At 67.0% G+C, this 25,793-nt stretch carries 27 protein-coding genes; 2 read left to right on the top strand and 25 right to left on the bottom strand.

The window, feature by feature from the left end; genetic code table 11:
• From WAZ62_RS22200 to WAZ62_RS22165, 8 genes are all read right to left on the bottom strand, one after another.
• Window positions 1-127, bottom strand: a 127-nt coding sequence (locus WAZ62_RS22200; protein WP_422645698.1) for a GTP-binding protein, incomplete at its 3' end; no start/stop codon positions are given.
• A gap of 32 nt (window positions 128-159) precedes the next feature.
• Complete coding sequence (gene fusA, locus WAZ62_RS22195) at window positions 160-2,235, bottom strand: elongation factor G (RefSeq protein WP_422645696.1); 2,076 nt, start codon at window positions 2,233-2,235, stop codon at window positions 160-162.
• A 15-nt stretch (window positions 2,236-2,250) separates the two neighbouring features.
• Window positions 2,251-2,721, bottom strand: coding sequence for a 30S ribosomal protein S7 (rpsG, locus tag WAZ62_RS22190; RefSeq protein ID WP_422645695.1), 471 nt, complete (start codon window positions 2,719-2,721; stop codon window positions 2,251-2,253).
• Between the two features lie 11 nt (window positions 2,722-2,732).
• The gene (gene rpsL, locus WAZ62_RS22185; protein ID WP_109907116.1) at window positions 2,733-3,104 is read right to left on the bottom strand and encodes a 30S ribosomal protein S12; all 372 of its coding nucleotides are present in this window, start codon (window positions 3,102-3,104) and stop codon (window positions 2,733-2,735) included.
• A 319-nt stretch (window positions 3,105-3,423) separates the two neighbouring features.
• Entirely contained in the window at window positions 3,424-4,827 is a 1,404-nt protein-coding gene (locus WAZ62_RS22180; RefSeq protein ID WP_422645694.1) for an AtzE family amidohydrolase, read from the bottom strand.
• Window positions 4,824-5,021: an AtzG-like protein gene (locus tag WAZ62_RS22175; protein ID WP_422645697.1), complete on the bottom strand. Its 198-nt coding sequence runs from the start codon at window positions 5,019-5,021 to the stop codon at window positions 4,824-4,826. Before WAZ62_RS22175 ends, WAZ62_RS22180 begins: the two co-directional genes overlap by 4 nt.
• Window positions 5,022-5,087: 66 nt before the next feature.
• Complete coding sequence (locus tag WAZ62_RS22170) at window positions 5,088-6,668, bottom strand: hypothetical protein (RefSeq protein ID WP_422645693.1); 1,581 nt, start codon at window positions 6,666-6,668, stop codon at window positions 5,088-5,090.
• A 16-nt stretch (window positions 6,669-6,684) separates the two neighbouring features.
• A complete protein-coding gene (locus WAZ62_RS22165) occupies window positions 6,685-7,377 on the bottom strand; it encodes a cysteine hydrolase family protein (protein ID WP_422645692.1) in 693 nt (230 codons plus the stop codon).
• 224 nt (window positions 7,378-7,601) lie between these two features.
• Here WAZ62_RS22165 and hpxZ point away from each other — a divergent pair, with 224 nt between their 5' ends.
• Window positions 7,602-8,000, top strand: a complete 399-nt coding sequence (gene hpxZ / locus WAZ62_RS22160; RefSeq protein WP_422645691.1) for an oxalurate catabolism protein HpxZ — start codon at window positions 7,602-7,604, stop codon at window positions 7,998-8,000.
• Between the two features lie 162 nt (window positions 8,001-8,162).
• On the opposite strand, the gene WAZ62_RS22155 is transcribed toward hpxZ, so the two are convergent.
• Entirely contained in the window at window positions 8,163-9,053 is an 891-nt protein-coding gene (locus WAZ62_RS22155) for a LysR family transcriptional regulator (protein WP_422645690.1), read from the bottom strand.
• Window positions 9,054-9,158: 105 nt separating this feature from the next.
• Here WAZ62_RS22155 and WAZ62_RS22150 point away from each other — a divergent pair, with 105 nt between their 5' ends.
• Window positions 9,159-10,361, top strand: a complete 1,203-nt coding sequence (locus tag WAZ62_RS22150; RefSeq protein WP_422645689.1) for an MFS transporter — start codon at window positions 9,159-9,161, stop codon at window positions 10,359-10,361.
• A 3-nt stretch (window positions 10,362-10,364) separates the two neighbouring features.
• On the opposite strand, the gene WAZ62_RS22145 is transcribed toward WAZ62_RS22150, so the two are convergent.
• The 16 genes from WAZ62_RS22145 to WAZ62_RS22070 form a co-directional block, all read right to left on the bottom strand.
• Window positions 10,365-11,291 (bottom strand): LysR family transcriptional regulator, encoded by a 927-nt coding sequence (locus tag WAZ62_RS22145; RefSeq protein ID WP_422645688.1) that lies wholly within the window; start codon window positions 11,289-11,291, stop codon window positions 10,365-10,367.
• Between the two features lie 145 nt (window positions 11,292-11,436).
• A complete protein-coding gene (locus tag WAZ62_RS22140; RefSeq protein WP_109907057.1) occupies window positions 11,437-11,739 on the bottom strand; it encodes an SCP2 sterol-binding domain-containing protein in 303 nt (100 codons plus the stop codon).
• Between the two features lie 53 nt (window positions 11,740-11,792).
• The gene (locus tag WAZ62_RS22135; protein ID WP_422645687.1) at window positions 11,793-12,575 is read right to left on the bottom strand and encodes an SDR family oxidoreductase; all 783 of its coding nucleotides are present in this window, start codon (window positions 12,573-12,575) and stop codon (window positions 11,793-11,795) included.
• Window positions 12,576-12,586: 11 nt separating this feature from the next.
• On the bottom strand, window positions 12,587-13,774 hold the full coding sequence (locus WAZ62_RS22130; RefSeq protein WP_422645686.1) for an acyl-CoA dehydrogenase family protein: 1,188 nt from the start codon (window positions 13,772-13,774) through the stop codon (window positions 12,587-12,589).
• Window positions 13,771-14,892, bottom strand: coding sequence for an acyl-CoA dehydrogenase family protein (locus tag WAZ62_RS22125; RefSeq protein ID WP_422645685.1), 1,122 nt, complete (start codon window positions 14,890-14,892; stop codon window positions 13,771-13,773). The genes WAZ62_RS22130 and WAZ62_RS22125 overlap by 4 nt, the downstream gene beginning before the upstream one ends.
• A gap of 196 nt (window positions 14,893-15,088) precedes the next feature.
• Window positions 15,089-15,988: an SDR family oxidoreductase gene (locus WAZ62_RS22120; RefSeq protein WP_422645684.1), complete on the bottom strand. Its 900-nt coding sequence runs from the start codon at window positions 15,986-15,988 to the stop codon at window positions 15,089-15,091.
• Between the two features lie 10 nt (window positions 15,989-15,998).
• Window positions 15,999-17,150 carry an acetyl-CoA C-acetyltransferase gene (locus tag WAZ62_RS22115; protein WP_422645683.1) on the bottom strand — a complete coding sequence of 384 codons (1,152 nt, stop codon included), beginning with the start codon at window positions 17,148-17,150 and terminating at the stop codon, window positions 15,999-16,001.
• 21 nt (window positions 17,151-17,171) lie between these two features.
• A complete protein-coding gene (locus WAZ62_RS22110; protein WP_422645682.1) occupies window positions 17,172-18,200 on the bottom strand; it encodes an acyl-CoA dehydrogenase family protein in 1,029 nt (342 codons plus the stop codon).
• Window positions 18,201-18,355: 155 nt separating this feature from the next.
• Window positions 18,356-19,516, bottom strand: coding sequence for an acyl-CoA dehydrogenase family protein (locus WAZ62_RS22105; protein WP_422645681.1), 1,161 nt, complete (start codon window positions 19,514-19,516; stop codon window positions 18,356-18,358).
• Window positions 19,517-19,520: 4 nt separating this feature from the next.
• On the bottom strand, window positions 19,521-20,270 hold the full coding sequence (locus tag WAZ62_RS22100; RefSeq protein WP_422645680.1) for an enoyl-CoA hydratase family protein: 750 nt from the start codon (window positions 20,268-20,270) through the stop codon (window positions 19,521-19,523).
• 8 nt (window positions 20,271-20,278) lie between these two features.
• Complete coding sequence (locus tag WAZ62_RS22095) at window positions 20,279-21,364, bottom strand: NAD(P)H-dependent flavin oxidoreductase (protein WP_422645679.1); 1,086 nt, start codon at window positions 21,362-21,364, stop codon at window positions 20,279-20,281.
• Complete coding sequence (locus tag WAZ62_RS22090; RefSeq protein ID WP_422645678.1) at window positions 21,361-22,251, bottom strand: enoyl-CoA hydratase; 891 nt, start codon at window positions 22,249-22,251, stop codon at window positions 21,361-21,363. The genes WAZ62_RS22095 and WAZ62_RS22090 overlap by 4 nt, the downstream gene beginning before the upstream one ends.
• A 74-nt stretch (window positions 22,252-22,325) precedes the next feature.
• Complete coding sequence (locus tag WAZ62_RS22085) at window positions 22,326-23,120, bottom strand: CoA-transferase subunit beta (RefSeq protein ID WP_422645677.1); 795 nt, start codon at window positions 23,118-23,120, stop codon at window positions 22,326-22,328.
• An 11-nt stretch (window positions 23,121-23,131) separates the two neighbouring features.
• Window positions 23,132-23,998: a CoA transferase subunit A gene (locus WAZ62_RS22080; RefSeq protein WP_422645676.1), complete on the bottom strand. Its 867-nt coding sequence runs from the start codon at window positions 23,996-23,998 to the stop codon at window positions 23,132-23,134.
• Between the two features lie 26 nt (window positions 23,999-24,024).
• Entirely contained in the window at window positions 24,025-25,563 is a 1,539-nt protein-coding gene (locus WAZ62_RS22075; protein ID WP_422645675.1) for a FadD3 family acyl-CoA ligase, read from the bottom strand.
• A gap of 8 nt (window positions 25,564-25,571) precedes the next feature.
• On the bottom strand, window positions 25,572-25,793 hold a 222-nt coding region (locus WAZ62_RS22070; RefSeq protein ID WP_422645674.1), incomplete at its 5' end, for an amidohydrolase family protein.

Here is a 25,793-nt window from a genome sequence, read left to right as displayed (position 1 = left end):
TCGCACCACCGGTCTCCGCCAGCACCTTGGTGATCGCCGCCGTCAGCGACGTCTTGCCATGGTCGACGTGACCGATCGTGCCGATGTTGCAGTGCGGCTTCGTCCGCTTGAAACTTTCCTTGGCCATCGTGGCTCTCCGTAACTCTAGCGGTTTCGAACTCAGGCGTACTTGGCGCGGACTTCATCCGCGACCGCCTGAGGCACCGGCTCGTAGTGGGCAAATACCATGGAGTACTGCGCGCGACCCTGGGTCATCGAGCGCAGCGTGTTGATGTAGCCGAACATGTTGGCCAGCGGGACATTGGCGTTGATCACCGCCGCGTTGCCCCGGCTCTCGGTGCCCGAGATCTGGCCGCGACGGCTGTTCAGATCGCCGATGACCGAGCCGACATAATCTTCCGGCGTCACGACCTCGACCTTCATCACCGGCTCGAGCAGCTTCGGGCCCGCCTTTTCCATGCCTTCCTTGAAGGCGGCACGGGAGGCGATTTCGAAGGCGAGAACCGAGGAGTCGACGTCATGGTAGGCGCCGTCGATCAGCGTGGCCTTGAAGTCGATCATCGGGAAGCCGGCGATGACGCCGTTGTCCGAGACCGAGGCGATGCCCTTTTCGACGCCCGGGATGTATTCCTTGGGCACCGAACCGCCGACGATCGCGCTCTCGAACACACGGCCCTTGCCGGCTTCGAGCGGCTCGAACACCAGCTTGACGCGGGCGAACTGGCCCGTGCCGCCGGTCTGCTTCTTGTGGGTGTAATCCACTTCGGCGCGCTTGGTGATCGTTTCGCGATAGGCGACCTGGGGAGCGCCGACGGCCGCGTCGACCTTGTAGGTCCGGCGCAGGATGTCGACCTTGATCTCCAGGTGGAGTTCGCCCATGCCCTTCAGGATGGTCTGGCCGGATTCCTGATCGGTCGAGACGCGGAACGAGGGATCCTCGGCGGCCAGCTTGCTGAGCGCGATGCCCAGCTTTTCCTGGTCGGCCTTGGACTTCGGCTCGATCGACAGCTCGATGACGGGCTCGGGGAATTCCATCTTCTCGAGGATCACCGGCTTGTTCGGATCGCACAGCGTGTCGCCGGTACGGACTTCCTTGAGGCCGGCCAGGGCGACGATGTCGCCGGCGAAGGCTTCCTTGACGTCCTCGCGGCTGTTCGCGTGCATCTGCAGCATGCGGCCGATGCGCTCGCGCTTGTCCTTGGTCGAGTTCAGCACCGCGGCGCCGGTCTCGAGCTTGCCCGAGTAGACGCGGCAGAAGGTGATCGTGCCGACGAACGGATCGTCCATGATCTTGAACGCGAGAACGGCGGTCGGCTCGTCATCCGAGGAATGACGCTCGACTTCCTCGCCGGTCTTGAAATCGATGCCCTTGATCGCGGGGACGTCGAGCGGCGACGGCATGTAGTCGATCACGGCGTCGAGCAGGGGCTGCACGCCCTTGTTCTTGAAGGCGGAACCGTTCAGCACGGGAACGAAGGCGAGCGCGATCGTGCCCTTGCGGATGCAGGCCTTGAGGGTCGCTTCATCCGGCTCGGTGCCTTCGAGATAGGCCTCCATCGCCGCGTCGTCCTGCTCGACGGCAGTCTCGACCAGCGTGTGGCGATACTCGGCGGCCTTCTCGGCGTATTCGGCCGGGATGTCGATGATGTCGAACTTCGCACCCAGCGACTCGTCGCGCCAGATGACCGCCTTCATCTTCACGATGTCGATGATGCCGGCGTATTCCGACTCGGAGCCGACCGGGATCGACAGCACGAGCGGCTTGGCGCCGAGGCGATCGACGATCATGTCGACGCAGCGATAGAAGTTGGCGCCCGTGCGGTCCATCTTGTTGACGAAACACATGCGCGGCACGCCGTATTTGTCGGCCTGGCGCCACACGGTCTCGGACTGCGGCTCGACACCGGCGACAGAGTCGAACACGGCAACCGCGCCGTCGAGCACGCGGAGCGAACGTTCGACTTCGATGGTGAAGTCGACGTGCCCGGGGGTGTCGATGATGTTGACGCGGTGGTTGTTCCAGAAACAGGTCGTCGCGGCGGACGTGATCGTGATGCCGCGTTCCTGCTCCTGCTCCATCCAGTCCATGGTGGCGGCGCCATCATGCACTTCGCCGATCTTGTGCGAACGGCCGGTGTAATAGAGGATTCGCTCGGTCGTGGTGGTCTTGCCGGCGTCAATATGGGCCATGATGCCGATATTGCGGTAGTCGCCAAGCGGCGTCGTACGAGGCATGTCGATACGCTCCCGTTACCAGCGATAGTGCGAGAAGGCCTTGTTGGCCTCCGCCATGCGATGGGTATCTTCGCGCTTCTTGACGGCCGTGCCGCGGTTGTTCACCGCGTCCATCAGCTCGCCCGAAAGGCGCTCGGTCATCGTGTGCTCGGAACGCTTGCGCGCCGAAGTGATGAGCCAGCGAATGGCCAGCGCCTGGCTGCGCTCGTTGCGCACTTCCACGGGGACCTGATAGGTCGCGCCGCCGACGCGGCGGCTGCGCACTTCGATCGCCGGACGGACGTTCGACAGGGCGTCGTGGAACACGCGGATCGGGTCCTGCCCAGTCTTGGACTGGATGCGGTCGAAGGCGCCATAGACGATCGTCTCGGCAGCGGACTTCTTGCCGTCATACATCAGGCTGTTCATGAACTTGGTCACGACGATGTCGCCGAACTTGGGATCCGGCAGAACTTCGCGTTTTTCGGCACTGTGGCGGCGAGACATGGGGCCTCTCCTTACTTCGGACGCTTCGCGCCGTACTTCGACCGGCGCTGCTTACGATTCTTCACGCCCTGGGTATCAAGGACGCCGCGAATGACGTGATAACGGACACCCGGCAAATCCTTGACGCGACCGCCACGGATCAGCACGACCGAGTGCTCCTGAAGGTTGTGGCCTTCGCCGGGGATATACGAGGTGACCTCGAACCCGTTGACGAGGCGGACACGGGCGACCTTGCGAAGGGCCGAGTTCGGCTTCTTCGGAGTCGTCGTGTAAACGCGGGTGCAAACGCCGCGCTTCTGGGGGTTGCCGGTGATCGCCGGAACCTTGTTCTGGTAGGCCGGCTTCTGACGCGGCTTACGGAGCAACTGATTGATGGTCGGCATCAGTCCTTGCCTTCTCTTCCCTCGTTCGAGTCACGTAAGCCCCCGCCAGATTGTCAAAGAGCGGGCTCACGCAACAAAATCGGCCTACAGCGCTCTCGGCGCTGTCGCCGACCAAAATCTCGTGGCCCCGGGTTATCCGTGACCGATGTCCGGTACTCTTAACTCGTCGACGCCGCGTTCAGGTTGAACCCCTGCCACCGCCGTCCGAGTGGAGGCGCGAACATATGGGCGAGGTCCCGACTCGTCAAGCGGAAAGCGGGTGGCCTCCGACGAATCCGGCAAGCCCTGCAACGGCCGCATGGATCTTCATTCCGGCGCCTTACAACTGGGCGGGAAGCGGCGCCGAAACAAGGCCTTCGGCTTCGAGATGGGCGGCGGCGCGCAGGGCGATATCCTCCCGCCAGGGCGCGGCGATCAGCTGGACGCCAATCGGTAGCCCCTCTTCCCCGGCCCGCGGCACGGGAACGGCGCAGACCGGCAGGCCGATCGCCGAGATGGGCTGGGTGAACAGCCCGAACATGGGCCGGACAGGCACGGTCTGGCCCCGCAACGCCATGGTCTTCTGGCCGACCTTCGGCGCCGACATCGGGGTGGAAGGCGCGATCAGCAGGTCGAATCGCTCGAACAGGCGGGCCGCCTGCCCGGCATACCAGCGCCGGACCTGATGGGCCTTCACCGACCAGGCGGCCGGCAGCAGGGCGCCCGCCAGGAAGCGGTCCCGCGTCTCGGGATCGAAATCGAGCGGCCGCGCCCGCAGGCGGTCGAGATGGAAGGCCGCGCTTTCGCTGTTGGTGATGATGAAGGCGGCGGCCCGGCCGGCTTCGGCCCCGGGCAGTTCCACCACTTCCCGCGCGCCGAGGCCGCGGGCCACGATCTCCACCGCCCGGCTGGCGGCGGCCATGCCGGCGGTATCGAAATGCCCGCCCAGCACCGCGACGCGCAGCCCCCCGATGCCGAGGCCGAGCCGGTCGGAGACGGGCTCGATCGCCCGGCGGGCACAGGCATGGTCACCCTCGTCATGGCCCTGTAGGAGGTCATAGGCGAGGGCGAGGTCGCCGACGTCACGGGCGAAGGGGCCCAGATGATCGAGACTGTCGCAGAAGGGAAAACTGCGGCTGCGCGGCAGGCGGCCATAGGTCGGCTTCAGGCCGAAGATGCCGCAGAGCGAGGACGGCACCCGGATCGAGCCGTTGGTGTCGGAGCCAAGCGACAGGGGGGCGAGGCCGCCGCCCGTCGCCGCGCCGCAGCCGGACGACGAGCCGCCGGCCATGTGGTCCGGGGCGTGGGGATTGCGGCAGGCGCCGTCATGGGCATTCTCGCCCGTGAAGTCATAGGCATATTCGCCCATGTTGAGGGCGCCGAGGGGCACCGCGTCCGCCGCCAGCAGCCGCTCGACCAGCACGGCGTCGCGGGTCGCCGGGGTGCGTTCCCGGTTGATCAGGCTGCCGGCCCTCGTTGGCAGGCCTTCGAGATCGAACAGATTCTTGACCGCGAAGGGCACGCCCGCCAGCGGCCCCAGGGGCTCGCCCCGCGCCCGCCGCGCGTCGATGGCATGGGCGGTCGCGATCGCGCGCCGCGCCGTCACATCGGTATAGGCGTTCAGGATGGGGTTGATCGCCTCGATCCGGTCGAGGAACAGGCGGGTGACGGAAAGGGCGGTGGTGCGGCCCTCGCGGACCGCGGCGGCGATCTCGCGCGCCGACGCGAAAGGATCGAGGCTCACGGGGCTACCGGCTCGAAGACGCCGTCGAGGTCGAGCGTATCGTCGCCCAGCGGCGCCGCCTCGACCAGAGCCGCCATGGCGGCGGCGAGTTTCAGGAACTGGAGGACACCGGGGCGGGCCACCGCCGGGATGTCGAGGCCGAGCGCGGGCGCGACGGCATTCATATAAGTGTCGGCATCGAAATCGGAAGGCATACGCAAGATCCCCGGGGCGACAAGATCTCCCCCGGCCGGTCAGGGCCGGGGGAGACGGCTACACTGTCACTCGGCCGGTTCGGGTACCGCATGGGTATGCCCGCCGCCGACATTCACCGAGGATGGTACCACCCGCCGGGCGGCGAGGGCGAGCCCCAGCGCGACCAGAAGATAACCGGCGACCACCGTCGGGCTTTCGCCGATGCCGATGACATGGCTGTGCATGAAGCCGAAGAAGGTCATGGCCGCCGCCGCCAGCGAGAAGAAGCAAGCCTTCATGAACTGCCGCTCGATGATGAAGACGGCGATCGCCCCCAGCATCAACCCGCCGAGGATGGCGCCACCGCCCAGCACTTCGAGCCCGTGGTAGACGACGCCGTTCATCGCCAGCTTGTCGCCGAGCGCGGCCGCCGTGGTGCCCGCCGCGCCCAGCGCCCCGTCGATCTGGACCTTGGCCCAGTCGGCGAGATGGGGGGTGAGGGCGAGGACGATGGCCGGGGCATGGCTGCGCGGCGTCTCCTGGAAGGCCTGGGAGCCGATCAGCATGCCGATATAGAGAAGAATGGGCGCGATCGCGACCACGGGGACGAGGGCGAGCATCAGCGCGATGATGCCGAACCACGACAGCACGATCACCATGGCACCGACCGCGGCGGAATAGCCGATGCGCCCGCCCATGGCCTTCCAGCCCGGATGGCCGATATAGACCGCGTTGATGAAGGGATTGCCCATCAGGCAACCGATCAGGCTGACCACGCCGTCGGCGGTCAGCACCCGGGTGGTCGGATAGGTATCGCCGGCGACTTCCGCCGATTCCACATTATCCATGGCCTCGACGAGGTCGTAGATGCCGAAGGGAATGGCGGTGACCAGGATGATGCCGAGGAACTGGAAGCCGCTGAAGACATGATCGAAGGCCGGGAGCGGCACCGAGAAGCCGAAGCTGGACAGGGCGCCCGCGACCCCCTCGCCCGACATGCCGCCGAAATTGAAGCCGAACAGGTTCGAGCCCCAGGCGATGACGCAACCGACGATGATGGCGACGAGGCCGGCCGGCAGGTTCTTCGGATATTTCAGGCCGCCGAACCACGCCATCAGGATGACGCCGAAACAGGCAAGGCCGATCACCGGCGTGACGAACATTTCGAGCGCGGGCTTCATCGAGATGAAGGTGACCGAGACGCCGGCCAGCGTGCCCAGCAGGGCGGCGCGCGGCGTGATGCGGCGAATGATCGGGGCGACGAAGCCGCCCGCCATCAGCACGAAGCTCTGGATGAAGACCCAGGTCAGGCCCGCCTCCCAGCCCTTGATCGGATCGCCGGTGGTCAGGGTGATGGGCAGCATGATGACGAAGGTCACCACGAACATGTGAGGCACCGAAATGCCCGACGGCAGGGCGCAGACATCGCTGCGCCCGGTCTTCTGCGCCAGCTTGTAGGCCAGCCAGGCGTAATAGCCGGTCGACAGGGCCATCATCAGACCCATGGCCGGCAGGATGCGGCCGAAGACGATGTCGTCGGGCATCTTCAGCACGAAGCGCAGCAGGCCGGTCAGCACCAGCATGTTGACGAGAATATTGGTGCCGAACCCGAAGAAGGCGTTGAGGTCGCCCGGGGTCCAGAGTTTCGGTTTGGTCATGGTCGTCATTACGCAGCCCCCTGCCCTATTCCGCCGCCACGGCGGCGCAAGCCCCGAGCGCCGACACCACCTTGGCGGCATCGCTCACCCAGCCGAAAATGCCGCCCTGAGCCTTGACCATGCGCAGGGCAACCTCGTGAAATTCCGGGAAATAGGAGCCGCAGGCATCGCCGATGGCGACGCAGCGATAGCCCCGGTCATTGCCTTCACGGATCGTCGTGTGGACGCAGACTTCCGTGGTCACGCCGCAGACCAGCAGCGTGTCGATGCCCTTGTTGGCGAGAACGAGGCCGAGGTCGGTCGCGAAGAAGGCGCCCTTGCCCGGCTTGTCGATGACGACTTCGCCCGCGATCGGATAAAGCTCGGGGATGATGTCCTGGCCCGGCTCGCCCCGGATCAGGATGCGGCCCATGGGACCCGGCGCGCCGATCCTCGTCGTCGGGCTGCCGCGATTGACCTTGGCCGGCGGCGCGTCCGACAGGTCGGGCCGGTGCCCTTCCCTTGTGTGGATGACCAGCATGCCGGCCCGCCGCGCGGCTTCGAGCACCGCCTTGGCCGGCGGGATCGCCTTGGCCAGCAGCGAGACATCATTGCCCAGGGTCTCGCCGAAACCACCCGGCTCGAGAAAATCCCGCTGCATGTCGATGATGACCAGCGCCGTGCGCTCAAGCTCGGCACCAAGGGCACCGGGCTCCGCCTCGAGAAGGAATTTGGTCATGCCACGCCCCCTGGAAAATCGCCTTGTATGCAATGCAAAAGGCAGACCAAGCGCGGCGGTCCTGTCACAAGACGATCAACTTATTGTTCCATAAGGTGTTTCACGGATCGCACCAGACCGGGGTGAAGACCTCGACGACACAGAGCCGTCTATTTTTTGTGCATGTATACAATTATTGGTCAACCGTGATTGAATTCCGCGCAGGCTTCAGGTAGGAGAATTCCATGAGCAACGACGACGTGCCCGACCTCTGGATCGATCATCCGACCGCCCTGGTGGAAATCCGGGCGGCTTTCGAGGCTTACGAGCGCGCGCTGATGGCCAATGACACGGTGGCGCTCAATCACTTCTTCTGGCAGGACCCCCGGGTGCTGCGCTTCGGGCCGGGCGAGAATCTCTACGGCGCCGAAGCGATCGCCGCCTATCGCAGCGGCCGCGATGTCTCCGACCTCGCCCGTACCCTGGAAAACACCAGGATCACCACCTTCGGGCCGGACCTCGGCGTCGCCAACACCGAATACACCCGCATCAAATCCGGCCGCCGCGGCCGCCAGACCCAGGTCTGGGCCCGCCTGCCCGAAGGCTGGCGCGTCGTCTCCGCCCACGTCAGCCTGCTGGACTGAGGCCGGGCGCCCGCTTGCCCCTTGCCCTTGCCGGCCCGAGATCCCGGCCTTCGCCGGGATGGCGACAAGGAGAGTGCGGTCTCCGTCATACGGAAAGCAACTCCCTCTCCGCCCCTTGGGGGGAGAGGGCCGTGCCGATTTGGAAAGTCACGCCTCGCCGTCTCAAGAATTCCGTTCGGCCTTGCCCGCCGTTGCCAGGAAACGCTCGACGATCGGATCATTCTCGTCCCGCCGCCAGGCGAGATAGGTGCAAAGGCGGGGCTGGAAATCCTCGATCGCCCGCAGAACGAGATCCGGCCCGGTGAAATCGCGGAAGCGATCGGCGGCCAGGGCGATGCCGGCGCCCGTGCGCACCAGCGCCAGGACGGCGGTGAAATCGCCATTCTCGCCCGCGATGCGGGGCGTGAAGCCGAGGGCGGCGCAGTGAAGGATCAGGCTGTCGCGCGCATGGGTGCCGCGCGGCGGCAGGATCCAGTCCTCCCCGGCGAGATCGACGAGGCGCAAGGGGCCGGTCCCCGCCAGCGGGTGCCAGACCGGCAGGGCGGCCAGCATCCCCTCCTCCCCCACCAGGATCCGCGCGAGGCTGGCATCTTCCGCCGGTGTCGAGCCGAAGCCGAGGTCGATGCGCCGGTCGAGCAGGGCCGCAGCCTGATCCTGGCTGGGCACCGCGATCATCTCGACCGTCACGTCGGGGCTGGCGGCGCGGAAACGGCGGATCATCACCGGCACATCATTATAGAGCGAGGGCGCGCTGAAACCGATGCGCAGGCGCCCGGTCTCGCCCCGCGCCGCCCGCCGGGCCAGGGCCAAGGCGTCGTCGACCGCCAGAAGGCAGCGCCGCACCGCCGGCAGCACGAGGGCGCCGACCGGGGTGAGCCCGACCGGCTGGGAGGCCCGGTCGATCAGCGGCTGGCCCAGCACATCCTCGAGACGGCGCAGCAACTGGCTGACGGCGGGTTGCGACATGCCGAGCCGGGCCGCCGCCCGGCCGAAGCTGCCCTCGTCGGCGATGGTGACGAGGCAGCGCAAATGACGGAGTTCAATCGCCTTCATAATCCAAACTTATAATAACTTGATCAGTCATTATTGGACTGAATGCTGCCCCGCGGCAATGCTGGCGTCATGGCTCTTCCCGGCCCCGCATTCCCGGATTTCGACATGACGCTTCGCGACGGCCCCGCCCCGGCTGCCCTGGCCGCCCCCGGCCTTTCCCTCATCCTCATGCTGGCGGCGCTGACCGCCCTCGGCCAGCTGGCGACCAATATCGTCGTGCCCTCGCTCGACCGGATCGCCGCCGATACCGGGATGGAGGCGGCATCGACCGGGCTCATCCTGTCCGCCGTGCTGGTGGGTCTTGCCCTTGGCCAGCTGGTGGTCGGGCCGCTGTCCGATCGGATCGGGCGGCGCCCCGTGCTCTTCCTCGGCCTTGGCCTTTATGTCGCGGCGGGCCTCGGCGCCGCGCTGGCCAGCAGCGGCACCCTGTTGTTGCTGGCCCGGGTGGCGCAGGGCTTCGGGGCTTCGGCCGGCCTCGCCATGCCGCGGGCGATCGCCCGCGATCGCTGGCACGGGCCGCATTTCCTGCGGATGATGGCGATATTGACCGCGGCCATGTCGGTGATGCCGGGCCTCGCCCCCATCGTCGGCGGCGTGGTCACCGAGGCGTTCGGCTGGCGCTCGTCGCTCGGCCTTGCCGTCGTCTGCGGCCTGGCCGTCACCTTCGGCGTGTCGTGGCTCCTGCCCGAGAGCCATCACGACCGCGCGGGCCGGGGCGGTCTGCCGACCATCCTGCGGGATTATGGCGCCGTGCTGCGCCATCCCGTCTTCCTCGGCAATGCCATAGCCTCCGGCGCCATCATCGGCGGCGCCTATGCCGAGGTCGCGGCGGCCCAGCCCCTGCTGGCGCGGGAATTCGGCTGGTCGGGCCTTGGCGTCTCGCTGGTCACCGCGCTTTACGCCGCCGCCTTCGCCCTCGCCTGTTTCATGGCCAGGGTATTCGGCCATCGCGGCCGTCTGCGCTTCGCCTGCGGCTTCGCCCTGCTGATCGGCGCCCCGGCGCTGGTTCTCGTCGCGGAGGCCGCGGGCCTGACCTCGCCCTGGCCGCCGATCGCGGCGGCGCTGCTGTCCCAGATCGGCAATGGCTTCCTGCTGCCCCTCATGATCGGCCACGCCCTGCTGCCGGTCGGCAAGATCGCCGGCACCGCCAGCGCCGCCCTGGGCGCCCTGCATATGGTGATCGGTGCCGCCGGCGCCGGCCTCGTCGCCGCCCTGCCCCTCGCCCCGGTCCATGCCATGCCGGCGACCATGCTGGGCTTCGCGCTGGTCGCCCTGATCGCGATCAATCTGGCGGGACGACGGGTCTGAGCCCTATTCCAGATCCTGCCAGGTTTCCGGCAGGGTGAAACGCTGGGGCCGCTGCTGGGCGCGTTCGAAGCGCTGGGTGAGGAAATTGAGCAGGAGCTGGACCTTGAGCGAGAGGTTCTGCTTGTGGCCATAGACCACCCAGACATCGCGATCGAAAAAGCTCCAGTCGTCCTCGAGCGCGACCAGCTGCCCGGTGCGAAGCTCGCGCCGGACGAAGACGACGGGCAATTGCGCGAGGCCGAGGCCGCAGCGGGCGGCGGCGACGATGCCCGAGCCGTCGTCGCATTTCCAGGTGCCGTTCACCTTCACCTTCATGGTGCCGCCGGCCGAATTGAAGTGCCAGTAGCCGGTGCGGTTGGTGAGGCAGTTGTGTTCCTTCAGCTCGGCGAGATTGGCCGGCTTTCCATGTTTGCGGAAATAGGCCGGCGTCGCGCAGAGGCAGAAGGATTGATGGCCGATCTGCCGGGCATAGAGGCTGCTGTCCTCCTGCTGGCCATAGCGGATGGTGACGTCATTGGCATCGCCGACGAGATCGCTGTCGGTCAGGGAGGTGACGACCTCGACCGTCAGCTTGTCGTAGGTCGAGGCGAATTCGGCGACCGCCGTCGCCATGAATTCGACGCCGTAAGTGTTGTTGAGGGCGATGCGCAACAGGCCCGTGGGCTGTTCCTGCATCTCGGAGACGAGACCCTGGGCGCGCTCGAAGGCTTCGACCATCTCGCGGCAATTGCGGTAGAAAACCTCGCCTTCCGGGGTCAGTGAGACCTGACGCGTTGTGCGCTGCAACAGGCGGACGCCCAGCCGGTTCTCGAGATCCGTCACCTGCTTCGAGATGAAGGATTTGGAGACGCCCAGGCTTTCCGCCGCCCTGGTGAAGGAGCCGATCTCGACCACCTGCACGAATTCGTGCACGCCATCCCATGGTGTCATGCCATTTCCTCCCGCACCCCTGATAGCAGAGGCAGATCGGTGCCGGCACCCCTCAAATGGACGCCGACCTGTCCGAGGCGGACACGAAAAAGGCCGCCGCGAATGAACGCGGCGGCCTTTGGCACGCGGAAGACGTGTCAGTCGATCACTTGAAGATCGTCTGGAGCTTCATGGCGACGCCCATGTTGCCCTCGACCTTGATCTTGCCCATCATGAAGGCGGTGGTCGGGTTCAGCTTGCCGTCGCCGAGGGCGATGAAGTCGTCCTTGGCAATCTTGATGGTGCAATCGGCCGGCTTGTCTTCGTTCGACACGCTGTTCGGGACCGACTTGCCGTCGACGTAGACGATGCCGTCGCCCTTGAAGTCGAACTTCACGGACGCGCCGAGGCCGGAATTCTCGCCCACGCGGGCCTTCATTTCTTCGGTGATTTTCGCCAGATCGGTCATTGGGTCTCTCCTCCACAAAGGACGCTTGGGGTTATGATGTTTGACGAGCTTAGTCAAGCGCGTTGACTGGATACTGCCACCACTTCGCCCGTCATGTAAGTGGCGTAATCGCTGGCCAAAAAGATAATAACGTTCGCAATTTCCCATGTCTCGGCAGCGCGACCATAAGCTTCACGCGACGTCAACTGGGCCAGTAACTCGTCGCTGGTCACCCGATTCAGGAATTCATGCATCGCCAGACTGGGGGAAACGGCATTGATACGAATGTTATGCTCCGCCGCTTCTACCGCAGCGCAGCGTGTGAGCGCCATGACCCCGGCCTTGGCGGCGGCGTAATGCGCCTGCAGCTTCTGCGCCCGCCAGCCGAGCACCGAGGCATTGTTGACGATGATGCCCCCTTTCCGCGCCATCATGTGCGGCAGAATGGCGCGCATCATGCGGAATGTCCCGGTCAAGGTTACATCGAGGACGACGTTCCACTGCTCGTCCGTCATCTCGACGAGGGGGGCGGAGCCGCCGAGTCCGGCGTTGTTGACGAGCACGTCGATGTGGCCGAGACCCGCCACGGCCGCAGCGGCAAGGCCATCGACATCGGCCTGTTTCGTCACGTTGCACAGATGGGTCAGGGGCCTGCGGCCGGTCTCCGCCTCGATCCGCGCGGCGGCCTCGGCGAGGCGCCTTTCGTGGATGTCGGAGATCATCACGGTGGCGCCTTCCTCGGTCGCGCGTTTCGCCGTGGCGAAGCCGATGCCGGTGCCGGCGGCGGCGGTGATCAGCACCGTCTTGCCGGCGAGAAGATTATGGGCGGGGGGATAGGCGGGGGCGGGCTGGGTCATGATCTCGTCTCTCAGGCGCGGGCTTCGCGCGGCATGCCGAGGGCACGCTCCGCGATGATGTTGCGCTGAATTTCATTGGTGCCGGCATAGATCGTGTCGGACCGGGTGAACAGGAACAGCTGCTGCAAGGCGGTCAGTTCGTAGGTTCCGGGCTCGCCCGGAAACACATCCGCCTCCGGCCCCAGCACGTCCATGGCCAGCTTGCCGAGGTCGCGGTGCCACGTCGCCCAATAGAGCTTGGAGACATAGGCTTCGCGCGGCAACTCGGGCTTCTCCGCCTGGGACAGCATCCGCAGGGCATTGGCGCGCATGATCTGCAAACCGATCCAGGCTTCCGCCAGGCGCTGGCGCATCACCGGGTCCTTGGCGCGGCCGTTGGCCTTGGCGATGGCGATGATCTCGTCGAGCTGGTTGCGGAAGGCCATCTGCTGGCCGAGGGTCGAGGCGCCGCGCTCGAAAGCGAGGGTGCCCATGGCGACCTTCCAGCCTTCGCCCGGCTTGCCGACGATATTCTCCGCCGCCGTCTCGGCCCCGTCGAAGAAGACTTCGTTGAATTCGGACGTCCCCGTCATCTGCTGGATCGGGCGGACGGTGATGCCCTTCTGCTTCATGGGGACGAGGAGATAGGACAGGCCCTTGTGGCCGCTGGTGCCGTCCTCGGTCCGGGCGATGACGAAGCACCAGTCCGAGACATGGGCGAGCGACGTCCAGACCTTCTGCCCGTCGATCACCCAGCGGTCACCGACGAGGCGCGCCCGGGTGCGGACATTGGCAAGGTCCGAACCGGCGTTCGGCTCGGAATAGCCCTGGCACCACAGATCGTCGCCCGACAGGATGCCGGGCAGGAAACGGCGTTTCTGATCCTCGCTGCCGAAGGCGACGATGGTCGGCCCGGCCAGGCCTTCGCCGATATGGCCGACGCGGCCCGGGCCACCCGCCCGGGCATATTCCTCGTAGAAGATGACCTGATGGGACAGGGGCGCGCCGCGCCCGCCGGCCGCCTTGGGCCAGCCGACGCCGGTCCAGCCGGCTTTGCCCATGTGCCGCTCCCACGCCCGTCTTTCCTCGAAGAAGGCGTGTTCGTCGCCGGGGCCGCCCCGGTTCTTCAGGGATGCGAAGTCGCCGGTCAGATTGTCGGCCATCCAGCCGGATATTTCGGCGCGGAAGGCTTCGTCATCGGCGGAGAAGGAGAGTTTCATTGCGCCGCCTCCGCCAGATCGTCGAGGCCGATCAGTTGTGCCACCCGCTCGCGGTGGTGGGCACCGTCGCCGAGCAGGGCGTCGAGCGCCCGCGCGTTCTTGAAATAGAGATGGACGTCATATTCCCAGGTGAAGCCGACGCCGCCGTGCAGCTGGATCGCCGTCGCCGCGCAGTCGAAATAGGCCCGGCCGGCCCAGGACTTGGCGCCCGAGGCGGCGAGGGCTAGGACGGTGCCGTCGCCATTGTGCCCGCTATCGTCGGCGACGCAGGCCGCCCAATAGGCGGCGGAGCGCGAGGTTTCGACCGCCAGCGCCATGTCGGCGCATTGATGCTTCACCGCCTGGAAACTGGCGACCGGCCGGCCGAACTGGACCCGGCCCTTGGTATAATCGACCGTCATCTCGAGGCATTTCTCCGCCGCGCCGACGGCATGGGCGGCCAGCGCGACCGCCGCCCGGTCGAGGGCGAGGGAAAGCGCCCGCCCGGCATCGGCGGCGATCAGGGCATCGGTGGGCAGATGCACAGTATCGAAACACAGCTCCGCCGGGCGGCGGGTCTGGTCCATGGTCGCAAGGCCGGTTCGGGTCAGGCCCGCGACCTCACCCTCGATCGCGAAAAGCGCGGTGCGGCCAGCGAACTCGGCCGCGACCAGCAGAAGATCGGCCCGCGCCCCGTCCGGCACATGGCGGAGCATGCCGTCGAGGCGGAAGCCGCCGTCCGAAGCAATCGCCGTAATCTTCCCCGTGGCATTGCCGGCGGCGAGCGTCGCGGTGATCCCGCCACCCGCGATGGCCCCCAGATAGCGCGCCGTGCCAACCGCCATCAGGGCATTGGCGGCCAGCGCCACCGTCGCCTCGAAGGGCGAGGGGTAGAGCGCGCGGCCCATTTCCTCCATCAGGATCGCCAGCTCGACGAAACCAAGGCCAAGGCCGCCCTGGTCTTCCGGCACTATCAGCCCGGTCCAACCCAGGGCGACGGCCTCCGCCCACAGCGCGCGGTCATAGCCCTCGGCGGTCGCCATCACCTTTCGCGCATGGGCCGGCCCGGCGAATTCGCCCAGCCAGCCGCGCGCGGACTCGCGGATCAGGTCCTGGTCCTCGGTGAAGGCGAAATTCATGGCAAGGCCTCCACGACCCCGGCGCTGCGGCCAATCCTCGCGAGATCCCGGCCTGCGCCGGGATGACGCCTGAGGGAAGCATCCCCGACCCCGCCGTCCCGGCGAAGGCCGGGACCCTGTGACGCGAGGGCGCTGCGGCCAACACCTGCGAGATCCCGGCCTGCGCCGGGATGACGGGGTGATGGGGGCGCGAGGCTCACGAGCCCCAGACCTTCTTCACCGGCGCGGCGCGGGCCAGCAGGTCGTGGACCGCGCCGCCGACTTCCGCCGGGTCCCAGCGCGCGCCCTTGTCGACCTCCGGCCCGTCGCGCCAGCCGTCGGCGAGACAGATGCGCCCGCCCGAAACCTCGAACACCCGGCCCGTGACATGAGCCGAGGCGGCGGAGCCGAGCCAGGCGACGAGGGGGGCGACATTGCCGGGGTCATTGGCGTCGAAACCACTGGTCGGCGCCTTCATGGCATCGCCGAAGGCTTCTTCCGTCATGCGGGTGCGCGCCGCCGGGGCCAGCGCATTGGCGGTGACGCCGTAACGCCGGAGTTCCGCCGCCTGCACGAGGGTCAGGGAAGCGATGCCGCCCTTGGCCGCCGAATAGGCCGCCTGGCCGATGCTGCCCTGCAGCCCGGCGCCGGACGAGGTGTTGATGATGCGGGCGTCGACGGGCTGACCCGCCTTCTGCCGGTCGCGCCAGTAGCGCGCGGCATGATTGCCGACGCAGAAGTGACCGCGCAGGTGCACGCGCATCACCGCGTCCCATTCGTCGACGGTCGCGTTGGCGAACATGCGGTCGCGCAGGAAGCCGGCATTGTTCACGATCACGTCGAGACCGCCGAACGTCTCGATCGCCGTGCGGACGATGGAACCCGAGCCTTCCCAATCGGCGACATCGGCGTAATTGGCCACCGCCTCGCCGCCCATCGCCCGGATCTCGGCGACCAATTGGTCGGCGGCATCGGAGCCGCCGCCATGGCCGTCGCGCGAGACGCCCAGGTCGTTGACCACGACCTTGGCGCCCTGGCGGACGAATTCGAGGACATATTCACGGCCGAGGCCCCGGGCCCCCCCGGTGACGGCGACGATGCGACCCTGACAGATCATGCGCCCGCCCTCACAGCCGCTCGATGATGGTGACATTGGCCTGACCGCCGCCTTCGCACATGGTCTGCAACCCGTAACGGCCGCCGGTGCGCTCCAGCTGGTGCAGCATGGTGGTCATCAGGCGGGCGCCGGTCGCGCCCAGCGGATGGCCGAGGGCGATGGCACCGCCGTTCGGATTGACCTTCGCCGGATCGGCGCCGGTTTCCTTCAGCCAGGCGAGGACGACGGAGGCGAAAGCCTCGTTGATCTCGACCGTGTCGATATCCTCGATCTTCATGCCCGCCTTCTTCAGGGCATAGGCGGTCGCGGGGATCGGCGCGGTCAGCATCCACACCGGGTCGGCGCCCCGCACCGAGAGGTGATGGATGCGCGCGCGCGGCTTCAGATTATGTTCCTTCACCGCCCGTTCCGAGGCGATCAGGATCGCGGCAGAGCCGTCGGAAATCTGCGACGAGACACCGGCGTGCATCCGCCCCCCCTCGCGCAGGGTCTTGAGCGTCGCCATCTTCTCGAGGCTGGTATCGGCCCGCGCGGTCTCGTCCCGGGCGAAGGCGCCGACCGGGGCGATTTCCTTGTCGAACAGACCGCCGGTGATCGCCGCCACCGCGCGCTGATGCGACTGAAGGGCGAAACGCTCCATCTCCTCGCGTGAGCAGTCCCAGTTCTCGGCGATCATCTCGGCGGCGCGGAACTGCGAGACTTCCTGCGTGCCATAGCGCGCCACCCAGCCCTCGGAGCCGGAGAACGGGTCCTTGAAGCCGAGGGGCTCGGCCGCGACCATGGCATAGGCGATGGGAATCTGGCTCATGTTCTGGACGCCGCCGGCGACGACGAGATCCTGCGTGCCCGACATCACCCCTTGCGCCGCGAAATGCACCGCCTGCTGGGACGAGCCGCACTGGCGATCGACCGTGGTGCCCGGAATTTCTTCCGGCATGCCGGCGACCAGCCAGCAGGTGCGCGCGATGTCGCCCGCCTGCGGGCCCAGGGCGTCGACGCAGCCGAAGACCACATCGTCCACCGCCGCCGGGTCGATGCCGGTGCGCTCGATCAGCGCCTTGATCGAATGGGCGCCGATGTCGGCCGGGTGCACGCGCGACAGGCTGCCGTTGCGGCGGCCGACGGGGGTGCGGACGGCGTCGATGATATAGGCTTCGGCCATGGGTGAGATTCCTCGAACAGATTATTTGTCAGCAAATGTGCCATCGGCACCGAGGGCCGCATCGTCCGAAAGGACCATTCGCGACAGACGGGCCAGATGGTAGTGCCGGTCGCCCCAGACGCCGGCCAGCGCCCAGGCCCGCTTCATGAAGAAATGCAGATCGACCTCATAGGTGTAGCCCATGGCGCCGAAGACCTGGATCGCGGTCCGGGCCGCCGAAGCCGCGGCGTCGATCACCGCGACGCGGGCGTGGGAGATGTCGCGGGGGCCAAGGGTGAAGGCGGCCTTGTAGACCGGCGCCCTGGCGAATTCGATCGCCACCTGCACGCTTGCCAGGTGGTGTTTCACCGCCTGGAAACTGCCGATGGCCTTGCCGAACTGCTGGCGCGTGCGGGCGTAGTCGGCCGCGAGATCGACCATGGTCTGGGCAAGGCCGAGGCCCTGCGCGGCAGAGGCCAACCCGCCGAGGTCGAGCATTCGGCCCAGCACCGCCGGATCGGAGGACAGGAGCGTGTCGTTGCCCGGGGTCCACTCGACGGCGGCGATCCGGCGCAAGGGATCGACACTGGTTTCCGCCGTCAGCGTCACCCGGTCCCGGGGCACGAGATGCAGGGCATCGTCCCGCCCCAGCAGCAGATAGTCGGCCTCGCCAGCATCGGCGACGAAGGGATCGAGCGGATGGCCGGCGGCGATCTTCACCGTGCCGGCGGCGATCCCCGCCAGAATCTCCGCCACATCGGCCCGGTCGACGAAACCGGCGAGAAGGGGCGCAGCGATGGCGATCTGGTCGACCAGCGGCTCCGGCAGCGCCGCGCGGCCCGCCTCCTCGGCGATCAGGACGCCATCGACCAGCGAGAGGCCGAGGCCGCCCTGCGCCTCAGGTACCGTAAGGCCGGTCAGGCCCATCTCGACCAGCTTGGTCCAGCGCGCGGGCGAGCGGCCGTCGCCGGCCGCGATCTCCCGCACCTGCGCCGGGCCGCATTCGGCGGCGAGGAAATCCCGTACCGTGTCGCGGAACAGGAGCTGGTCCTCGGTAAAGGCGAATTTCATCGGTCTCTCCCCGGCGTCCGGTGGCCTATTTTTCCGAGATTCCGGCCTTGGCCGGAATGACGATTCTTCTTGTTCTCAACCTGTCGTCCCGGCGAAGGCCGGGACCTTCCGACACGAAGGCACTGTGCCCTGCCGCGCCGAGCTGACGCGCCTCGTTACCGCGGCAGGTTCAGCAGCCGCTCGGCGATGATGTTGCGCTGGATCTCATTGGCCCCGGCATAGATCGGCCCGGCCAGCGAGAACAGGAAGCCCTTGAGCCAGCGGGTGATGTCGTCCGCATCGTCCACGCCGCTCGCCAGCAATTCGCCCCGGGCGCCGAGGATCGACAGCGCGGTCTCGTGCATGGACCTGTCGAGTTCCGACCAGAAGATCTTGTTGAGGCTGGCTTCCTGACCGATCTTGCCGCCCGCGATCAGCCGGCTGGCGGTCATATAGGTGTTGAGGGCGTAAGCCTCCGCGTCCATCCAGGCTTTCAGCACGAGATCGCGCACGCCGGGCGAGACCCGCGCCTCGTGCCGGCGGTAGAGCTGGACGAGGCGTTTCGCCGTTTCCTGAAAGCGCGCCGGGCTGCGCAGCATCAACCCGCGCTCGAATCCCGCCGTCGCCATGGCGATGTTCCAGCCCTGCCCCTCGTCGCCCAGACGGTTCTCGACGGGCACGCGCACGTCGTCGAAGAACAGCTCGGCGAAGCCGGGCTCGCCGTCGAGCTGGGGGATCGGCCGGCGCGTGATGCCGGGGGTGTCGAGCGGCACCAGGATGAAGCTCATGCCGTGGTGACGGCTGCTGTCGGGATCGGTGCGGAACAGACCGAAGCACCAGTCGGCGAAGACCGCCCGCGTCGACCAGGTCTTCTGGCCGTTGATGACGTAATGCTTGCCGTCGCGGATCGCCTTGGTGCGGATCGCCGCCATGTCGGAGCCGGCGCCGGGCTCGGACCAGCCCTGCGCCCAGATGTCGTCACCCGCCGCCATGCGCGGCAGGAAACGCGTCTTCTGCTCGGCCGTGCCATATTCCATCAGGGTCGGGCCGAGCAGGAAGATGCCGTTCTGGTTCACCCGGCCGGGCGCCCCCGCGCGGTAATATTCCTCCTCGAAGATCAGCCATTCGATGAGATCGGCGCCGCGCCCACCCAAGGACTCCGGCCAGGTCACCATGCCGAAGCGGCCGGAGTTCAGGACCCGCTCCCAGGCCCGGTGCTCCTCGAAACCCTCGGCCGTGTCGTAGGACTTCAGGCGTTGCTTGGGCACATGCGAGGCCATCCAGGCGCGAACCTCGGCCCGGAAAGCCTGCTGCTTTGGCGTATACTGCAGGTCCATCGCCTTAACCGAACTTGGCGTCGCGCTTCTCGACGAAGGCGTCGCGCGCTTCCTGGCTGTCGGGGGAGGTATAGAGTTCCAGGGTGAAGCCCTGCTCGAAGCGGTAGTTGCGCTCGATGTCGACGGGCTCGATGCCGTTCAGGGCTTCCTTGGCGAGGCGGAGCGCCTTGCCCGATTTGGCGGCGATCTTGGCGGCCAGCGCCCGGGCGGTCTCGACCAGTTTCTCGCGTGGCACGACGCTTTCGATCGCGCCCCATTTCGCCATCTCGGCGGCCTTGATGCTCTCGCCGGTGTAGAACAGGGCGCGTACCTTCTGCAGCGGCAACATGCGCAGGAAATGGGACGCGCCGCCCATGGCGCCGCGGTCGATCTCCGGCAGGCCGAAATAGCTGTCTTCCGAGGCGACGATGATATCGGCCGCGCCGGCGAGGCCGATGCCGCCGCCCAGCACGAAACCATGGGTCGCCGCGATCACCGGCACCTTGCAGTGATGCACCGCCTCGAAACTGTCGTAACAGCCCTTGTTCACGGCGACGATCTTGCTGCCGTCGGCCGCCAGTTCCTTGATGTCGACGCCGGCGCAGAAACCGCGGCCCTCGGCCCGCAGGATGACGACGTTGACCGACGGGTCCTCGCCCGCCGCGCGGATGGTTTTCGCCAGATTATTCCAGCCGGTCGAATTGAAGGCATTCACCGGCGGCTGGTTCATCACCACTTCGGCGATGCGGTCGGAGACGGTATAGGTGAAATCCATCGGATGCCTCACTCGGCGGCGGCGACATCGCGCCGCGAAGGGTTCAGGGCGTCGAGACGGGCTTCCGCCTCGGCGATGATGCGCTCGATCACCTCGGCGGCGCTCGGCAGGTCGCGGATCAGGCCGGCGACCTGACCGGAGGGCAGCACGCCTTCCGACGGGTGGCCCTCGACCATGGAACGCTGGATCAGCATGGGCGAATTGGCCGCCATCAGGGTTTCGGCCAGGGTCAGCTTGTTGGCGCGGGCATTGGCGAGGGCCGATTTCAGCATCTCGACATAGCCGAGCCCCGCGTGCTTGCGGAAGGCGAGGCCGGATTTCAGCGCCGTCCAATAACGCCCGACGATGCTCGATTTCTCCAGTCGGCCCAGGGTCTCGTTCAGGATCATGCGCATGGGCGCGCCGTCGACCCTCGTCGAGACGATGATATTCGTGAGGTCGGAGGTGACGTAACGCTCCAGCGTCGCGCGCGGCACCGGACTGTCGCTGGTCATCAGGAAGCGGGTGCCCATGGCGATGCCGGCCGCGCCGTAGGCGAGGGCGGCGACGAGACCGCGCCCGTCCTTGAAGCCGCCGGCGGCGACCACCGGCACCTTCACCGCGTCCAGCACCTGGGGGATCAGCAGGGAGGTGGGGACATTGCCGGTATGGCCGCCGCCTTCGCCGCCCTGCACCGTCACCATGTCGGCGCCCATCTTCACGGCGGCGACGGCGTGTTTCACCGCGCCCACCGTCGGGATGCAGACGAGGCCGGCGTCCTTCAGCTTGGAAACGAGCGCGGCGGAGGGCGAGCGGGAATAGGAGACGGCGCGAAGCCCGTGCTTGATCGCCATGTCCAGCATGTGATCGGCCCCGGGCAGGAACATGTGGAGGTTCAGGCCGAAGGGCCGATCGGTCAGCGCCTTCACCTTGAGGATTTCTTCCTCGATCTGCTCCGCCGGGATGACCGCGCCGGCGAGGAAGCCGAAAGCCCCGGCGTTGGAGGTGGCGGCGACCAGCTGCGGCGTCGCCACCCAGCCCATGGCGGTCTGCAGGATCGGGTAACGGCAGCCGAGGCGTTCGGTCAGCGGGGTGGAGAGAGCTGGATGGGTCATTCGCCGGCCTCCGCCACCTTCTTGTCCTCGACCGATTTCTGCGACTTGGCCATGGCCTTGCCGTCGAAACCGCCCAGCGTGTCGCCCTGGACCAGCGTGTTGTGGACATGGGCGAAGTGATGGTAGCCGAAGGCATTGTCCATGCCGGCGCGCTTGCCCTGCAGATCCTCGATGTGGTTCACCACCTGCTTGGCGAGGGCGAGGCCCATGCGCGGCATGGCGGCGATACGGCTGGCGACGGCATAGGTCTCGGCCTCCAGCTCGGCGCGGGGCACGACCTTGTTGACCATGCCCATCTGATAGGCGCGCTCCGCCGGCATCCGCTCGCCGAGGAAGAGGAATTCCTTGGCGATGCGCGCGTTCAGCTCGTGGACATGGGCGAAATATTCGACGCCCGGAATGCCCATGCGCACCACCGGATCGGCGAAGAAGGCATCGTCAGCCGCGATGATCAGGTCGCACACCCAGGCCAGCATCAGCCCGCCGGCGACGCAGGCGCCCTGCACCATGGCGATGGTGGGTTTCGGAATATCGCGCCAGCGCCGGCACATGCCGAGATAGACTTCCTGCTCGCGGATGAAGAGTTTCTCGCCGCCGGGCTTGCCGACGTGATCCCACCACAGATGCTTGCGATCGAAACTCTTCTCGACATCGCGGCCCGGCGTGCCGATGTCGTGACCGGCCGAGAAATGCTTGCCCGCACCGGCGAGCACGATCACCTTCACCTCGTCGTCGTCGACCGCCTGGCGGAAGGCGGCGTCGAGGGCATAGGTCATCTGGCTGTTCTGGACGTTGTTGTAACGCACCCGGTCCATGGTGATCGTGGCGATGCCATCGGCCACCTTGTAGTGGACCGGCTCGTCCGTCTCGTAAACAATCTCGCCCATTCGCTGCCTCCGCCGTTTCTTTTGTCTCGTTCGGTGTGGCCCGCCCTCTGTCTGGCCCGGGCGGGCCGCCACCTTCAGGCCGCTTCGCGCCGGTCGCCCGGCGGGTTTTCCTTGAACACCGTGGCGCGGACGTTATGCGGGTCCAGCACCTCGCGAATGAGGCGAAGCTGCTCCGCCGTCGGCGCCGGGGTCTCCGTCGCCGTCTCGCGGCCTTCGAGCGGGAAGCCGGTCGCCGCCTGGACCTGATCGAAGCTGACGCCCGGGTGCAGGTGACGGACGCGGATCGCGTGATCCTTGCCGCCGAAATCGAGCACCGCGAGATCGGTGACGATCAGGCGAAGATCGACGAAACGATCCGACCGGCCGCCCGACAGCCGCGCCGGGTTGTAGCCGACACCCGAGACCATATCGACCTCGCCCGAGACGAAGACCCGGGTCGAGTGATTGGGCACGAACATCGAATTGATGTGATTGATCGTGTTGCCCGGAATGCCGCGCACGCCGAGCAAGGCCGCCTTAGGCTTCCGGTAATCGCCGACGACCGAGATATTCTGCTGGCCGAAGCGGTCGACCTGCACCGGGCCGGTCATGGCATGGCGATGGCCGCGATAGACCACGTCGAAGACGCGGGCATAGGTCATCCAGCCCTCGACCTTCGGCACATAGGTCCCGCGCTTGCCGACCGGCACCGGTTCCTCGACCAGATAGGCTTCGCCATCGGTCATCATCAGGGCCGGCTCGAAGCTTTCCTTGGCGAGGGAGGCCGCCAGCCGGGGAATGAGCCCGATGCCGGAGGCGAGCACTTCGCCATTGCCGCGCCAGGCTTCGGCCGCCGCCGTGATGCAGAGTTCCGCGAGCGTATAGGTCATCGTCCCTCTCCTCAGAACACGGGCAGCGGCAGCGCGGCGAGCTTTTCAGCCCCGCCCACGGCGGCGAGATAGGCATCGTGGCTGACGCCATCGACGAAACGCGCGCGCCAGTCGGGGAAGGCGGCGTCGTTGTAATCCTTCAGGTGCTTGAAATCGAAACCGTAATCCGGCCCCGACGAGGTCGGATGGGCACCGAAGGGCACCAGCGCGACGCCGGTCACGCAGGACCGCTCGACGAGATGATGGCGCATCCCGGGCATCCCGCCCAGTTCCGCGGTCGAGACCAGCCGGTCGGTGGTGACGAAAGCCTGATCGGCGGCGCGGCAGAACAATTCGTCGAAGAAGGGATCGGGCGCGGTGACGATGGCATTGCCCAAGGTATCCGCCGCGTTCACATGGACGAAGGCGGCGTCGAGGTTCAGCGCCGGCATGGCGATCAGCACTTCGCCGTCGTCGTAAGGCGAGGTGACGGTGCGCAGCGCGCCGTTCAGCCCCTCGACATCGGTGCCAAGGCCGGCGCGCGTGGGCAGGAAAGGCAGGCGCATGGCGGCGGCGCGCAGGCCCCATTGCAACATGCCCTCGTCGATTTCCAGCGTCTCGAAGCTGCCGGCCTGACGGGCCGAACGGAAGTGATTGTCGAGCGGGATGGAATCGAGCGAGACGAAACCGAACACCAGCCTCCTGATCTTGCCGGCGGCGGCGAGCAGGCCGACATCCGGCCCGCCATAGGAGACGACGGTCAGGTCCTTGACGTCGCTGCGCAGGATTTCCCGGATGGCCGCCATGGGCTTCCGCCTGGCGCCCCAACCGCCAATGCCGATGGTCATGCCGCTTTTCAGCCGGCCGACCATCGCCTCGATGCTCATGCTCTTGTTCATGGCGTCTTCCCTGATAACGCTGTGCGTTACCGCAACATGAATTTCTGGACTTTGCCGCTGGCGGTCAGCGGCAGGGTTTCGCAAATCTCGACCTGGCGGGGCGCCTTGTAATTGGCCATATTGGCGCGGCACCAGGCGAGGAATTCATCCTTTTCGAGGACCGCTCCCCGGGCGGGCACGATGATGGCCTTGGCGACCTCGCCCATGCGCTCGTCCGGCACGCCGACCACGGCGGCCTGGGCGATGTCGCGGCGGGACAGGATGATGTTCTCGATCTCGGCCGGATAGCAGTTGAAGCCGCCGACGATGAACATGTCCTTCTTGCGGTCGGTGATCTTCAGGTAACCGCGCTCGTCCATCACGCCGATGTCGCCGGTATGCAGCCAGCCGGCATCGTCGATGGCGTCCTTTGTGGCCGCCTCGTTCTCGAAGTAACCGGCCATGACGTTGTAGCCACGCACCAGCACCTCGCCTTCGGTGCCGCGCGGCACTTCCCGGCCCCCCTCGTCGGCGCAGATCACCTCGATGCCCGGGATCGGCTTGCCGCAGCGATTGGCGATGGTCTCGGGATCGTCGCCCACGCCGCACATGGTGACGACCGGCGCCTCGGTCAGACCATAGGCGGTCAGCACGACGTCGAACTTCAGGTCGGTGAACATGCGCCGGATCAGGTCGACAGGCACGCTGGCCGCGCCGGTGACGGCGAGACGCAAGGACGACAGGTCGCGCGCGGCGTAAGTTCCATCGCCCAGGATCGACTGATAGACCGTGGGCGCGCCGGGCAGCACGCTGACCTTCTCCCGCTCGATGCGGTCGAGCAGGCGGGTGGTGTCGAACACCGCTTCCGGCAGACAGGCCGCGCCTTTCAGCAGGCAGGCGAGCCAGCCCGCCTTGTAACCGAAGGAGTGGAAGAAGGGGTTGACGACGAGGAAGCGATCCTGCTCGGTCAGGCCGACGACGCTGGCCCATGCCTCGATCATGCGCACGGTTTGGCCGTGGCGCGAGACCACGCCCTTGGGCAGACCCGTGGTGCCGGAGGTGAAGAGCATGTCGCAGGGATCGTCCGGCCCGACCTCGGCGAGGCGATCCGCCGCCGCCTGTTCGGTGACCCTGGTCCCTTGCGCGAGGAACGCCGGCCAGTCCAGGTCGGCGCCGGCCTCGCCCTTCAGGATGACCATGGCCTTCAGGTCCGGCAGGTCTTCGCCGGCCAGCATGGCGGGATAGTCGAAGCCGAGGAAGCCGCGCACGGTCAGCAGCAGCTTCGCCCGGGAGGCGCGCAGGATCTGCCCGGCCTCCCGGCCCTTGAAGCGGGTATTCAGCGGCACGAGAACGGCGCCGACCGATTGCAGACCGACCACGGCGACGATCCATTCCGCCATGTTGGGCGCCCAGATCGCCACCCGGTCGCCCTTGGCGATCCCGGCGGCGATGAAGGCGCGCGCGGCGGTCCGGCGGGCCGCCTCGAGCGCAGCGAAGCTCGAGACGGCACCGCCTTCCTCGATCGCGGAGCGGTCGGGCCAGCGAGCCGCCGCCGCGATGACCGCAGCCGGAATGGTTGATGCCATGGCGCGCGTTACTCCGCGGCCTGGGCGGTGGCGAGCCAGTTCTTCTTCGGGCCGATCTTGGCGGCGATCTTGTTGAGCGCCGGCAGGTCGAGGTCGTAGACCTCCGCCGCCGACTTCCAGAAGATCTGTTCCAGATCGCTTTCCGGCAGGCCGCCGAGGGAGACCAGCATCTTCTCCGCCGTCTTCGGCCAGCAGCCTTCGGGATGCGGATAGTCCGAGCCCCAGATCAC

It is taken from the genome of Zavarzinia sp. (assembly GCF_049306435.1).
Classification (GTDB): domain Bacteria; phylum Pseudomonadota; class Alphaproteobacteria; order Zavarziniales; family Zavarziniaceae; genus Zavarzinia.
Note: the sequence above shows the minus strand (reverse complement) of the source record. Positions and strands in the feature narration are given on the sequence as shown.